Source organism: Pseudomonas sp. 14A (assembly GCF_018132745.1).
GTDB classification, from domain to species: domain Bacteria; phylum Pseudomonadota; class Gammaproteobacteria; order Pseudomonadales; family Pseudomonadaceae; genus Aquipseudomonas; species Aquipseudomonas mercuritolerans.
In genome coordinates this window covers 20,839-33,536 of the sequence record NZ_JAGRQJ010000012.1, presented here as the reverse complement: position 1 = coordinate 33,536, position 12,698 = coordinate 20,839, and the positions used below count along the sequence as shown (strand labels likewise).

Genomic DNA, 12,698 nt, shown 5'->3' with positions numbered 1-12,698 from the left:
TCGTCAGTCAGGACAACAGCTTTAACACGGGTGTCGCGGCTACGCCGACGGCAGCTTGCGCATGCAACTGGCGCAGCAGCACCAGTGCGTCAGCGACGAAGCCGGTCACGTCTGAAGCACTAGCCTCCGCAGCCAAAGCGTGCAACTGCGCTCGACCATCCATGTCAGGGAACTGCTCGATCCGCTGCAACAAACGGAACGCGAGAGGGCTGACCTGGGAGAATTGCACTTGGCCACTCGGCACCCGGCTGATCAGCAGCAACGTCGGTTGTTCTGGCGGTTCGGAAGGCAGATAGCCTGGCCCAAGACGATGTACGGCCCAGGTGTAAGCCAGCGGCCAGACGAGCGGGGAAAGCTTGAGGGGACGGTCGAGTAAATGCTCCGCATCACTGGCTTTTAACGGCGCAGCGTCCAACTGTTGCAGCGCCATCTCCACCCACTCGTAATGGGCCAATTCTGGCAAGAACGGGTACCAGGGGTGTTCGTGACCGGGCGAGTCTTCCAGGCTCGCTACGAAGTCCACAAACTCACGAGCAATTTCTCCAAAGCGTGGCGTTTGCGCGCGGTAGTCACGCAAAAAACGTCGTACCAGGGCACGCCAACCGGCATCACCCAGCACAGCAACCAGCACCGGAAACGTCCCACCCAGCAACCCCAACAGATTGTTCAACACCAAGTTGAGATAGACCTGCGCTCTTGCAGGATTCATCTGCGCTGGCGGCGCATAACTGTCCGGGTCACGCAGGTAACGGGTCAGCGCGAGCTGCTGACTGTGCAGACTTGAAGGGGAGTCAGCCATCGACGGTCACCCGCACCAAAGCATTGGCGTCGCGTTGCAAGCGCCTGATGGTGTTCAGCTCAGCCACCAGTTCGTCGTAGGACGGAAAGTTGAAATCGCGCTCCAGCAGGGTTGGTTTCACGCCGAAAAGGTCATAAGCCTGCCCCAGCAATGACCAGACTACCGGTTTGACCGACGCACCATGGGTGTCGATGATCAGGTCCTCGGCTTCGTCGTAATGCCCAGCCACATGCATGGCGACTACGCGTTCTGGTTCCAGGCCGGCGAGGAAAACCGCTGGATCAAAGCGATGGTTCACCGAGTTGACGTACACATTGTTAACGTCGAGCAACAGGTCGCAATCGGCCTCGCGGAGCACTGCATTGGTAAACGTGAGTTCGTCCATGTCGTGATGAGCAGCGGCGTAGTAAGAGACATTCTCTACAGCAAGACGACGACCGAGAATATCCTGTGCACGGCGGATGCGCGCAGCAACGTGATGAACAGCCTCCTCAGTGAATGGCAACGGCAGCAGGTCGTATAAATGGCCATCGTCACTACAGTAACTCAGGTGTTCGCTATAGAACGGCACGTTGAAGCGATCGAGGAACCCGCGGACTTGCTCAAGAAAGGGTTCGTCCAGCGGTGCACTGCCACCCAGCGACAGTGACAGGCCATGGCATGACAGCGGGTAGCGTTCAGCTAGCAACTGCAAGGCCTCACCATGAGCGCCGCCGATGCCGATCCAATTCTCTGGAGCAACCTCCAGAAAATCGAAATCCCCGACTGGAGCGTCACGAAGCGTGTTAAGCAGCGCACGGCGCAACCCGAGCCCGACGGTCGCCTCAGGGGGAAGCTGTGGATCTAAATGCGTTGATGATGAAGTGTTCGTTTGCATGAGCTCAATACTCCGATTCGACGTCTGGAACGCTCGATCCACAGCACCTCCACGGTTACCGCTGGCAGCCGGGGGGTGTGAATCGGGTGATTGAAACCCGCCACGGTTCTGCTCAAACGAGGTTGATCACCACGTTGATGTTGTTCCGCGTCGCTTTGGAGTACGGGCAAGTCTGGTGTGCGGTTTCGATCAGGTCTTGAGCGACTTCTCGATCAAGCCCGGGAAGGTAGACATTGAGGCGAGCCTGGAGGAAATAAGCGCCATCGGTTGTGCCTAGATCGACTTCGGCGTCGACAGCAAGGTCACCCGGGAGGGTGACTTTCAGCTTGCTCGCCGCTAGTCCCATTGCACCGATAAAACAAGCCGACCAACCAGCGGCGAACAACTGCTCTGGGTTGGTACCGGCGCCAGAGGCGCCAGGCGACGACAGCTTTATATCCAGTCGGCCGTCGTCACTGAGGGCGGTGCCATTGCGACCACCCGAAGAGGTATGGACTTTGCCGGTGTACAGCACTTTATCAATATGGGTCATGATGAAACTCCTGATTACTAGTGGGTTGAGAGCGATAACCTTGGTGAAGCGATAACACTCAGCGTGCATTCAAACGCTTGAGATACCGACCGATGCATGCATCCAGGCTCAGCTTGCCGGCGCCTGTGAATACCAGTGGCAGAAGTGCGACGAGATAGATCAACGGCAGCTTGAAATTGCCGTAGCCTTTGTTGCTGATGGAGTACCCCATAGCCAGTTCACTCAACGTCGACCACTCTGCTGGCCAGTGAACTGCGGCAGTTGCCACGACGGTGACCACTATGAGGATCAGTGCCGAAAGACGTGTTCCCAGGCCTACAAGCAAAGCAATGGAACAGAGCAGCTCTGCCCACATGGATAACTGCCAATTGAACGTAGCCGGCAGATGATTGAAGGGAAAAGGAAAGGCCCCTTGAATGCTTGGGAACCAGTTCTCACCGTTCCACTTTTCCCATCCCGCTTCAAAAAACTCCCAAGCCAGAAAAACGCGCAGGCTCAAAGGGGCGATCCAGTCTCCAGCGCGATCGAGATTAAGCTGCAGCCGATTCAAGACCGATAACGCGTTTGTTTGCATGGGTTTAATCCTCCGACTTGTCGTCAAGAAAGTGGAAGCCGTTCCGGTGCTCCCACTGACAGGTGTCAGGCACAGGAGCACTGCGCTGGCCGTGAGCGCAGTTCATCGTGCTGGTGTATCTCGCTTGTGTCTGGGCGGGCGGGAAGATCAATGTTGTGTAACGTGTTTGCGTCCGTACACACTTGGATACAGAGCAGTGCCTGTCGAGGGCGCTATTTTGGAGTTGGGATATACGATCGGCTGCGTTCTGCCGGTGACTGGCGGGAGGATTCGCAGAGCGAATGAACGTCGCAGATGAGGGGAGGGCGAGGGCGTGGAAAGTCCTGTTGAAGGAGGGGGCACGCCAGGTGCCCACCTGATCTGTCTGCAACCGCCTAGGGTATCAAGCGCATCTCTCGCAGTTTGTCGAACACGTCAAAAAATGCCTGATCACTCGCTTGGTAGGCAGTGAAACCCATCAGGCGGCTTTTCGACATATCCGTGACCACTTCGATTGGGCGGCCAAGGTCGGCATCGGTATGCCATGGGGAAATCAGACGTCCAATATCGGACTCTTTCAAACCGTGCTCGGCGACTATTTGCGTCCATACGGCTTGATCGTCCGCCATCTGCTTCTCTAGAGGCGAGGGTGAGGCGGGATAGTCAGCAGCAGGCAGGTCGAAGTATTCGGCAATTCGGCTCCACATCCATTTCCAGCGGAATACATCGCCATTGGTGATATTGAATGCCTGATTTGCCGCAGCCGGCGTGGTGGCCGCCCACAGTTGCTGTTTCGCCAACTGCCGCGCATCGGTCATGTCGGTGAGGCTGTCCCACTGCACCTTGGATCCGGGAAACACAAAAGGGCGATTGGTGTGTTTGCAAATCGAGGCATACACGGCGAGGGTGGTTGCCATGTTCATTGCATTGCCCACGGCCACCCCGGTGACGGTATGCGGGCGATGCACGCTCCAGGTGAAACCGTCCTTTTCCGCAGCGGCGAAGAGTTCGTCTTCCTGAGCGTAATAGAAATTCTCGATATCAAGACGACCCTGTTCTTCGCGAAACGGTGTCTGCGGCAGGCTGCCTTTACCATAGGCTTCGAACGGGCCGAGGTAGTGTTTCAGGCCGGTAACCAGTGCTACGTGTTTGACGTTTTTGGCTGGGCGAATGGCGGCGAGGACGTTGCGTACCATGGCTGCGTTGACGCGGATGTTCTCGGCCTCCGTGGCTTGCCGCGACCAGGTGGTAATGAACACATGCGTGGGTTTCACAGCCCTCAGCGCCTGTTCCAGAGAAGCAGGATCCTGAAGGTCTGCCGCCACAGGGATCACGCCGTGTGCTTGCGATGGATGTCTCGATAGCGCAGCGACTTGCCACTGGTTGTCGATGAGTAACTGAGTAATGGCGCTACCGACGATGCCGCTGGCGCCCACGACTAGAGCTGTCTGGGTCATAGGTTTCTCCTGGATTTGAGTTTGGGAGTCCTGCTGAGCAACAGAGGTTCAACCTGAAAATCCGTTAGAGTGCGCGCTACTCCCCGCTAAAGCCTGTGAGAAAAATGACTCGTCCGCTGTTTGTCGCTCTGGATGGCCCCAAAGGCGTCGGCAAAACCTCGCTGTTGGAGGCCATCACTGAAGTCCTGAGGGCAGACAACCAGAAAGTCATCCGACTGTGCGAGAAAAAAAGCGACCCGTTCAGGGGCGAGACAATGCATCTGGTGAATCGACTCGTCCGACATCCCGACAGGGATCTGGAACTGGACGTTTGCCAACGCCTGGCTGACAGCCGCCGCTGGATTTCCCAGCACGTGCTGAGCAAACAGCCCACCGACAGCATTGTGCTGATTGATCGCTGGTACCCGTCCGATGCGGCGTTTCGCCGGATAGTGCCTTTCGCTGAAATCCTGCAGTTGAACATTGACCGCAACGTACAGGTGCCCGACCTGCATGTCGGGGTGGTTACAGCCGCGGAGATTTCGTGGGCGAGGGCAGGGGCACGACGGCGTGGCTTGAGCAGTACTGTGCTTCGAGGGTTTGAGGAGCATGTCGCTTGTACTGAGGCGTTTGAGGTGGCCGCTGCCGATCAGGGTTGGTTTTTGTGTCGGAATGAGGGAACGATCGAGGAGGCGACGGGGCGGGTAGTAGAGGAGATTAATCGGGTGGTAAGCCGCCGGTGTAGCTTCTCGAGCTGACGCTTGAACACTCAGGTGAATCTGCGGCACCGACGAGCGGCGCAAATATGACAAAGTATTTCACGATCGAGCGAGGTCAAGTGGATAGGTTTATTCAGAGGTTTCAAGATGAAATTTGCACGCTTTTGCCAGGCACTTTCCAACTGGGCAGGTAGCCCGAAGACCTTTTTGACAGCGATCGTTCTGATCGTCGCCTGGGCTGGAACAGGGCCGTACTTTCACTACAACGACACCTGGCAACTTATCATCAACACGTCGACCACAATCATTACGTTCCTGATGGTGTTCCTCATTCAAAACACCCAGAACCGCGACAACGACATTCTGCATCTGAAGATCGATGAGCTGATCCGAGCTACCAATGAAGCGCAGAACGCCACGCTGGGTCTGGAGAAGATGGAGGCGCGCGAGCTGAGGAAGCTCCGTGATCGATATCGCGCATTGGGTGAGTCGAGTGAGATTGATGTCGAGCCGATCCACGATGATGGGGCTCGCTAGAATCTCGGCTGTGCAATTCACAAGCGGCAATATTTCCGATCTTCACAATCGTTCAGCGCTCGTGGACAATCCGCGCTCTGTTCCGGGGTAGTTCAGCGGTAGAACACTCGGCTCTTAACCGGGTGGGCGCTGGTTCGAATCCAGCCCCCGGACCCACAACATTGCAGGCTCGGAAGGACTCATGCTCAGGGATGATAGGGAATCGAATGCGAGCGCCGGCATAGGTGCCGGCTATGCAGCCTTTCAACTGTCTCGAGCACTCACTGCACCGGGCCTCGACAATGACGGACAGACGAGCAAGCGCATCGAGCGCTGGCGCAATGTAATCGAGCACATATTGCAGGGATCGGCGTCGTATGGCTCACGGACTCCATTCGCGGATGTGCCTGAGTGGGTCACGCTGGAAGTCGTCACTGGAGGTTTCGCCACTGGGCAGTTCTTGGCCGGCGGTGCACTGACCGAGTACGAGCGACAGCTGGCTGCTTCGATTCCAGGTATCCGCCCTGGCTTCGAGCGACTCGATCTCAACACTTGGCACCTTACAGAGGAGGGGATTGAGGTACTGCAAACGAAGCTGGCGAGCGGGGATTATCGAATCGATGTGCCAGAACAGGCTGCACTGCTGACGGTGGCGTGGTTGCTGGGGCAGCAACGCACTGAAAACGCGTGGGCTCTCGTTGAAATAATTGCGCCTTTCTTTGGCCGGCTGCGATTCTTTCCGATGGCTTCTGACGGTTTGCCGCTTTCACCAGGGCAAGTGCAGGTTTTTACTGTCGGGGATGTCAGAGCCGTGCTTTCAAATCGCCCGGCACAGGCGCGCGTGGCAGTGCAGAAGCATGTCGTTGAAACACGTTTACCGCTTTACGATTCGGCGGTGTCGCTTTTCCTTTTAACGTATCAGGATGATTGGCCTTGTCGCCGGTACCCCGAGGGCTGGTTAGAGCAGGCGAATATTCTGAAGCGGCAGTTCGATGCTTCTTGCCCCAGCGCTTTAGGTGCAGCTGAAAGCTCAAGGGATCGGGCAGGGGAGTTGTTTGCACTGCTGGGGGTTTGCGCCAGCGATGCGGCTTTGCTTACCGGACGACAAGTCGGACGAATTCGCAGGATCGTCGACGATTTCGTACGCAAGCATGGTCATCCCGAATCCGAATCTCATCAAAAGCACAGAGAGTCTCAACGCAGTCACGTGTCCGCCCCCGGTCACCATCTATTTGCTAAAGCGCTTGCCGCACGTCTGAGCAGGTATCCGGGTTCGGACGGAATTTCCGACTTTTCATCTCTATTGCAACCCGTTACCTGCGAAGAAGCGACCGCATATTCGCTGTTAACAGGTATCGGCATTCCTCCTGATATTCGTCGACGCGTCGAGCGGTGTCGAAAGGGCACAATTGCGGAGTTGATCGAGAAGGGATTCATTACCTCTGGTGATACTGTGGCGCGGCTGTTGCCAGCGATAACGGCTGAGATCTGCTGCGCAGGATATCGCGATACGTCGCTGCGGATGCTGTCTGTCGCAACCTATCGCGCCTTTCGACAACGCCGATCATTGTTGCTGTTGGATCTGCAAAGTCAGGTCAGGATGAATGAATTGCCGTGGGTGGCGGCTGTTGAAGTCGAGCGTAAAACGGACGCGGTGGTCGCCGATGCAGCCAGACAGGTCCTGATCGAATCCGCAGCAATGACTCTTAGCGCGTTTCCTCAAGCGATCCTGCCCAACAAACTGATTCAGGAATTTTCCGCGCTTGCGGCGATGGCCAAGCTGGATCTGCCTTTTGTAGAAGAAGTCGCCTCGGACATTTTCATGGGCGCTTTCTCGAACAAGTACATAAGAGCTGCCAGGCAGGCGGCATCTTTGACAGGTGGCACGCTATACGCCAATTACTACGACATTGATGCAAGCCAATTGGCGATGCTGCCTGAACAACCGAAATCCAGGCGCAAAAGGTTCTCCAGGCCTGACGCTAGTTCCAGGGACGCATTGGCCAGATTGTGCGCTCAGAGGGCTGATGAGCGCTTGGGTACATGGCGGCCGGCGATTAACGGGAAAATCATCGAGCAACAACAGATCCTGACGACGCAAAACCTTGCGCTGTTGTTTGGTGAGCTTGGGTTGAAGGCGCTGTTGCAGCATCGCCTGGCTTCGATGGCCGAGGAATGCTTCAGATGGATATGCATACGCCAGCAGATGAAGTTGAGGTTTTATCACTCCAGCCTGGTGATGATCAAAAATACGGCGTACGCGTGGCGGCAGATGGTGTTTTATCTAGCGATGCTCGATGAGGCAGAAATGCAATTTGCGCTTGAACGCATCGAAGCTCATTTCGCGATTCAGCCTCGTGCATTTCGTGAAAGGTTCCTGCCGGCGATTAGAGGATTGCGAGTAGCGGCTTCTGGCGCACCGTTGACCGGGGCTCGCCAAGCAAGCGAAGGTGCTCGGGTTTTTCTCGGATGGACTACCGAGAGACATTGGTTGTTGAAGCTGCAAACGAATGGCGTTGCTTAGACTGAGAGGTTAGGAGTGGTGGATCTGATATCTAAAGCCTGAGACCATTCGCATACACGATTTAACATAATATACATTACGCGTAACAAAGTATTACAAGGTCAGCGTGGTTGCCCGGGAGATTTGAATCTGCGTTGGCCGCTTCAAAACCAGCTTTCCCTACAAACCGCATTCTTCCCAATCTACAGCCCTCATCCATCATCACGCGTCAGCTTTTCAATCAGCGCTCCGTGCTGTGGAAACTGTGCCGTGAGTTTTGCGCGATTACCGATTTCCATGTCTGCGAAATCAAACCCAGGCGAAACCGCTTCGCTGATCAAGCCAAAGCCATTTGAGCCTTCCAGTAATCGAGAGGCTTTCCAAATTCCACCCGGTACGTGCAACTGCAGTTGCTGACCAGCCAAAACATCGCTGCCCATCACCAGCGTTTGCAATGAGCCGTCGGCGTGGATCAGGTTGTATTCGATGGCGTCGCCCAACTGAAAATAATGCAGGATGTCGGACTGGTTGAAATGAAACTGGCCCGCCGGCGATTGCTCAGTGAGCAGATAGTAGATCGAGGTCAGCAGATAACGCGGGCCTTGCTGCGTTTCGAGGCAGGCACGGTGATCGGCTTGATAGGTTCTGCGGTAATAACCGCCCTCGATATGAGGCTCTAGATTCAGCGCAGCAATCACATCAGTTGCGTTCGGCTTGCGCTGAATCATGGTTTTCTCCGTTATCGGTAATGATTTTTTGTTAGCTCAACTAAACGGTCATTTAGTGTAGTTAACGTATTATCGACGAAGATCGATGCAATCACCCTGCTATCCTAGAAATCCACGGTCGCCGAAAGCAGGTACGTTCTTGGCGTAGAAAGCGTCAATCCCGGCTCACTGTCATCCGATGCACCCGCCGAGCTCCAATAGCGTTTATCCAACACATTCTCGACGTTGGCAAGCAAGGTAATGGTCTTCTCGTCCAGCTTGAAAGCATAGCGTGTGCCTACGTCGAGCCGTTCCCATGAGTCGATTTCCTTGTCGTTCGACTGGTCCAGATACTGCGAACTTGAGTAAATACCGCGACTGGTCAAGGTCAAACCCTGCACCGTGGGCACGTCCCACTCCGCACCAAGGTTGACGTTGTATTTCGGTGTCGCCGGTGCGCGGTTGCCGTCGAATGTGCCGTTGGTGGTGTGGGCCAGTTTGCTGTCGATGTACATCAAACCGCCGAGCAATCGGAACCCCTTGAGCGGTTCGCCGAACACGCTCAGTTCTACGCCGTTGTTCTCACGCTTGCCGTTCGGCCCGAAGACTCGCGTAACGGCGTTGGTTTCGTAGGCAGGCTGTTTGATGCGGAACACCGCTGCCGTCAGCGCGTATGCGCCGGCGTCGTACTTGGCACCGACTTCAACCTGGCGGCTGATGAATGGCGGAAAGATTTCGTCTTCGTTGATCGACGTTGATGGCGCGATCTTGCCTTGGCTGAGGCCTTCCATGTAGTTGGCGTACAGCGAGAGTTTGTCCGTCGCCTTGAACAGGATCCCGCCCGATGGCGAGACTTTTTCCTCATCGTAAGCCGTGTCGCCCTTGATGCCGTCGCTCCAGTCATCGACTTTGACTCGCTGCCAGCGCGCCCCCAAAGTCAGCAACAGACGATCGTCGAAGAAGCCAAGCGTGTCGGACAACGCCACGCCGCTGAAGCGGTTCTCGGTGTAGACCTTGGCGTCATTGCGGGCCGGCGTGCCGGGCCTGGGGATTTCCACCGGGTCGTAGAGGTTGCTGCGCCCGGCCGCGTAACGGGCGCCGCCGTTTTCGAAGTCCATATAAAAGTAGTTGGCCGCCAGATTGACTTCATGGCTGACCGGCCCGGTGTGGAACCAGTTACGCACCCCAGCGGTGGCCGTGCGCACGTTTTCGTCGCGGGTGAAATCTCGCGGCTGGACGCTGAAGTCGCCGGCGTCGTTGCTCACCGAAACTGCATGGCGCAAGAATTCGTGATCGCTTTTACGAGCGCCGACGCCGCCATACAGCATGACCGAGTCGCTGACATCGAACTCACCGTTGACTGTGCCGAAAGTGTCTTTGGTGCGCGCCCGGCTCCAGGGTTGCGCATAGTTATCGCGCACATCATTGGCGTTCGGCACCTTGGCATTGGCCGCGACTTGCACGCGTTCCTGCGGCGCGTCGGTGTCGCGTTCGGTGTGGCCGATATCGGTGGAAAGTCGCAAGCGTTCACCACGGAAATCCAGACCAAGGACCGCCATGTCGCGATCGACACTTTGATGATCCCATTCGGTATCACCGGACTGTTTAACCCCGTTGAAGCGCAGACCGAATTGGTTTTCGTCACCAAAACGCCGTCCGACATCCACCGCGCCGCCGGCTTGGTTGTTCGAGGCGTAATTGGCTGTCAGCGAAGTGATCGGCTTGTCGGTCGCGCGTTTCGGCACGACGTTGATCCCCCCTCCTACACTGCCCCGTGGCGAAATCCCATTGATCAATTGGCTCGGGCCTTTGAGGATGTCGACGCGATCGGCCATTTCCATGTCGATGGTGTAAGTCGGCAAGATTCCGTAGAGGCCGTTGTAGGAAACGTCACTGTTGAACAGGCTGAAACCACGGATGGTGAATTGCTCGTAGCGGCCACCGGCCGGGTTGGTTGCGCGTACCGAAGGGTCGCTGCCGATCAGGTCGCCGAGGGTGCGCGCCTGTTGGTTTTTCACCGTTTCGCTGGTGTAGGTGGTCATGCTGAACGGGGTTTCCATGAAATCCTTGGAGCCCAACAGCCCTTGCGAGCCACGCCGCGCAACCTGACCGCCAGCAAACACGTCGGCATCCGCTGAACCGCTCGCGCCGAGAATCGATGTCGGTGCCAGTTGCAAGGTGCTGCCTTGCGCTGCGGGCACCAGCGTATAAGCCTGATCGCCGACCGGTTGCAGCTGCAAACCGGAGCCCAGCAACAACCTGCTGAACCCCTCCTCCACACCGAACTCGCCGGACAATCCATTGCTGTTACGGCCGCTGACCAGCGCCGGATCCACCGAAAGATTGACTCCAGCGAGACCGGCGAAACGCGTCAGCGCCGCGCTCAGGCTACCGGCCGGCACCTGATAACTGCGGCGGCTGCCGTCGTCGGCCCAGCTTGATTGGATCAACACGGGGCTGGCACTCAGGCTCAGCAACAGACTCAACTGCAACAACGGACGCAAACGACCTGGGAATACTGCGGGCATTGGAAGAAGCTCTCGATTTTGTTCACTTGCCTGGAATGACCAGCGAGGCGAAAAAAAGGGACAGGCTTCAGCCAGTTTTTTCTGCGCGCGGTACCAGTGACACCCAAAATCGCGTTCGCGTGTGCACGTCGACGGGCAAACTGGCTGCCAGCAGTGCCAGCACTTGATCGGTATCGTCGAGGCGGAAACTGCCGGTGATACGCAGTGATTCCAGCGCCGGATCCCAACGCAGCACGCCCGAGCGGTAGCGACTCAGCTCGCGGAGGAAATCACCCAGCGCCTGGTTTTGCGCCATCAGCACACCGTCGCGCCAACCGGGCATCAACGCATCGAATGCCATCACCGCCCCGGCGCCCGAAGCTTGCAGGCTGACTTGCTGGCCCTGCTGCAATACCAGCGCCGGGCCGTGCAGTGGCTGCAATTGCACCGAACCACGCAATACGCAGACCTGGCAATCGCGCGCATTGAGGCGCACCGAGATGTCGCTGTGATTGACGATCATCCGCCCATAAGGCGCGTTGACGATAAAGGCTGAATCGCCCGCCACGTTGAGCGCCATCTCGCCACGTATCAGTGTCAGCTGACGTGCAGGCAGATCGACATTCACCGCGCTGTCGGTGTTGAGTTGCAATGAAGAATCCTGCGCCAACTGCACTTTGCGCCGCTCGCCAGTGCTGGTGTGCAAATCGGCGCGCCAGACCTCCAGCGGCAGCTCCCGACTGATCAACCACGCCGCCGGCACCAGCGCCGCCACGCCCAAGGCACGCTTGAGTGCCGCGCGCCGCGCCGGATCCGGCCGATCCAGGGTGGCCATGGCCAGTGTCGGCGGCAAACCTGCGAAACGCTGGCGAAGCTGTTGGATTTTCTGCCAAGCGTTTTCGTGGCGACTGTCACTGGCGCGCCAATGCTGCAATCGGGCGTGATCTTCATCACTGGCGCCACCGGATTCGAGCAAGGCCAGCCATTGCGCTGCGGCCCGTGCCACTTCCCGTGTTTCCTCGCTCGGGGCAACGCGCATCACAGCTCCACCAGCAAGCAATGCTCGTACGCCTGGGCCATGTAGCGTTTCACCGTGCGCTCGGAAACCTGCAAGCGTCCGGCAATCTCGCGGTAGCCAATGCCCTCGAGTTGACTCCAAAGAAATGCCCGACGCACCGCACGTGGCAAGCCATCGAGCAATTCATCCAGCGCCTGCAAGGTTTCCAGCAGCAACCAGCGCTGTTCCGGCGACGGCGCGCACGCTTGCGGCAATTGCGCCAAGGCGTCGAGGTAGGCTTTTTCCAGATGGCGTCGCGTGTAGAAATTGCTCAGCAGGCGTTTGCCGACGGTGAGCAGATACGCGCGCGGCTCGCGCAATTCGGCCAGTGGCGGCGCGTTGCACAGGACGCGCAGAAAGGTGTCCTGACTGAGGTCCGCCGCATCCCACGCATTGCCCATGCGCCGGCGCAGCCAGGTTTCCAGCCAGCCGCGGTGCTCGCGGTACAACTGCTGCAGGCTCTGCTCCGACGGTGACGTAGCTTCAATCATC

The 12,698-nt window shown here is 57.3% G+C and carries 12 protein-coding genes and 1 tRNA gene; 4 read left to right on the top strand and 9 right to left on the bottom strand.

The window, feature by feature from the left end; translation table 11 throughout:
- Positions 1-7: 7 nt before the first annotated feature.
- The 5 genes from PS14A_RS12570 to PS14A_RS12550 form a co-directional block, all read right to left on the bottom strand.
- Positions 8-799, bottom strand: coding sequence for a putative DNA-binding domain-containing protein (locus PS14A_RS12570; RefSeq protein ID WP_212616338.1), 792 nt, complete (start codon positions 797-799; stop codon positions 8-10).
- Positions 792-1,676: a DUF692 domain-containing protein gene (locus tag PS14A_RS12565; RefSeq protein ID WP_212616337.1), complete on the bottom strand. Its 885-nt coding sequence runs from the start codon at positions 1,674-1,676 to the stop codon at positions 792-794. Before PS14A_RS12565 ends, PS14A_RS12570 begins: the two co-directional genes overlap by 8 nt.
- Before the next feature lie 112 nt (positions 1,677-1,788).
- Entirely contained in the window at positions 1,789-2,208 is a 420-nt protein-coding gene (locus tag PS14A_RS12560; protein ID WP_212616336.1) for an organic hydroperoxide resistance protein, read from the bottom strand.
- A 58-nt stretch (positions 2,209-2,266) separates the two neighbouring features.
- Positions 2,267-2,782, bottom strand: coding sequence for a DoxX family protein (locus tag PS14A_RS12555; protein ID WP_212616335.1), 516 nt, complete (start codon positions 2,780-2,782; stop codon positions 2,267-2,269).
- Positions 2,783-3,156: 374 nt separating this feature from the next.
- Positions 3,157-4,218 carry an SDR family oxidoreductase gene (locus tag PS14A_RS12550; RefSeq protein WP_212616334.1) on the bottom strand — a complete coding sequence of 354 codons (1,062 nt, stop codon included), beginning with the start codon at positions 4,216-4,218 and terminating at the stop codon, positions 3,157-3,159.
- 104 nt (positions 4,219-4,322) lie between these two features.
- Between PS14A_RS12550 and PS14A_RS12545 the strand changes: the two genes are divergently transcribed.
- The 4 genes from PS14A_RS12545 to PS14A_RS12530 all read left to right on the top strand — a co-directional run bounded on the left by PS14A_RS12545 (position 4,323) and on the right by PS14A_RS12530 (position 7,956).
- Entirely contained in the window at positions 4,323-4,955 is a 633-nt protein-coding gene (locus PS14A_RS12545; RefSeq protein ID WP_212616333.1) for a dTMP kinase, read from the top strand.
- A 108-nt stretch (positions 4,956-5,063) separates the two neighbouring features.
- Positions 5,064-5,453, top strand: coding sequence for a low affinity iron permease family protein (locus tag PS14A_RS12540; protein ID WP_137213593.1), 390 nt, complete (start codon positions 5,064-5,066; stop codon positions 5,451-5,453).
- A gap of 81 nt (positions 5,454-5,534) precedes the next feature.
- Positions 5,535-5,609, top strand: a tRNA-Lys gene (locus PS14A_RS12535).
- 25 nt (positions 5,610-5,634) lie between these two features.
- Complete coding sequence (locus PS14A_RS12530; protein WP_212616332.1) at positions 5,635-7,956, top strand: hypothetical protein; 2,322 nt, start codon at positions 5,635-5,637, stop codon at positions 7,954-7,956.
- Positions 7,957-8,147: 191 nt separating this feature from the next.
- Here the strand turns inward: PS14A_RS12530 and PS14A_RS12525 are convergent, their stop codons facing one another.
- The 4 genes from PS14A_RS12525 to PS14A_RS12510 form a co-directional block, all read right to left on the bottom strand.
- Positions 8,148-8,663, bottom strand: a complete 516-nt coding sequence (locus PS14A_RS12525) for a cupin domain-containing protein (protein WP_212616331.1) — start codon at positions 8,661-8,663, stop codon at positions 8,148-8,150.
- A gap of 104 nt (positions 8,664-8,767) precedes the next feature.
- The gene (locus PS14A_RS12520; protein WP_212616330.1) at positions 8,768-11,170 is read right to left on the bottom strand and encodes a TonB-dependent receptor; all 2,403 of its coding nucleotides are present in this window, start codon (positions 11,168-11,170) and stop codon (positions 8,768-8,770) included.
- 67 nt (positions 11,171-11,237) lie between these two features.
- Positions 11,238-12,188: a FecR family protein gene (locus tag PS14A_RS12515; protein WP_212616329.1), complete on the bottom strand. Its 951-nt coding sequence runs from the start codon at positions 12,186-12,188 to the stop codon at positions 11,238-11,240.
- Positions 12,188-12,697: a sigma-70 family RNA polymerase sigma factor gene (locus PS14A_RS12510; protein WP_212616328.1), complete on the bottom strand. Its 510-nt coding sequence runs from the start codon at positions 12,695-12,697 to the stop codon at positions 12,188-12,190. The genes PS14A_RS12515 and PS14A_RS12510 overlap by 1 nt, the downstream gene beginning before the upstream one ends.
- Between the last annotated feature and the right edge of the window lies 1 nt (position 12,698).

Coding starts and splice junctions, on each gene's coding strand:
- PS14A_RS12570 (WP_212616338.1), bottom strand. CDS start 799: ATGGCTGACTCCCCTTCAAGTCTGCACAGTCAGCAGCTCGCGCTGACC.
- PS14A_RS12545 (WP_212616333.1), top strand. CDS start 4,323: ATGACTCGTCCGCTGTTTGTCGCTCTGGATGGCCCCAAAGGCGTCGGC.
- PS14A_RS12550 (WP_212616334.1), bottom strand. CDS start 4,218: ATGACCCAGACAGCTCTAGTCGTGGGCGCCAGCGGCATCGTCGGTAGC.
- PS14A_RS12515 (WP_212616329.1), bottom strand. CDS start 12,188: ATGCGCGTTGCCCCGAGCGAGGAAACACGGGAAGTGGCACGGGCCGCA.
- PS14A_RS12560 (WP_212616336.1), bottom strand. CDS start 2,208: ATGACCCATATTGATAAAGTGCTGTACACCGGCAAAGTCCATACCTCT.
- PS14A_RS12530 (WP_212616332.1), top strand. CDS start 5,635: ATGCTCAGGGATGATAGGGAATCGAATGCGAGCGCCGGCATAGGTGCC.
- PS14A_RS12540 (WP_137213593.1), top strand. CDS start 5,064: ATGAAATTTGCACGCTTTTGCCAGGCACTTTCCAACTGGGCAGGTAGC.
- PS14A_RS12510 (WP_212616328.1), bottom strand. CDS start 12,697: ATGATTGAAGCTACGTCACCGTCGGAGCAGAGCCTGCAGCAGTTGTAC.
- PS14A_RS12520 (WP_212616330.1), bottom strand. CDS start 11,170: ATGCCCGCAGTATTCCCAGGTCGTTTGCGTCCGTTGTTGCAGTTGAGT.
- PS14A_RS12565 (WP_212616337.1), bottom strand. CDS start 1,676: ATGCAAACGAACACTTCATCATCAACGCATTTAGATCCACAGCTTCCC.
- PS14A_RS12555 (WP_212616335.1), bottom strand. CDS start 2,782: ATGCAAACAAACGCGTTATCGGTCTTGAATCGGCTGCAGCTTAATCTC.
- PS14A_RS12525 (WP_212616331.1), bottom strand. CDS start 8,663: ATGATTCAGCGCAAGCCGAACGCAACTGATGTGATTGCTGCGCTGAAT.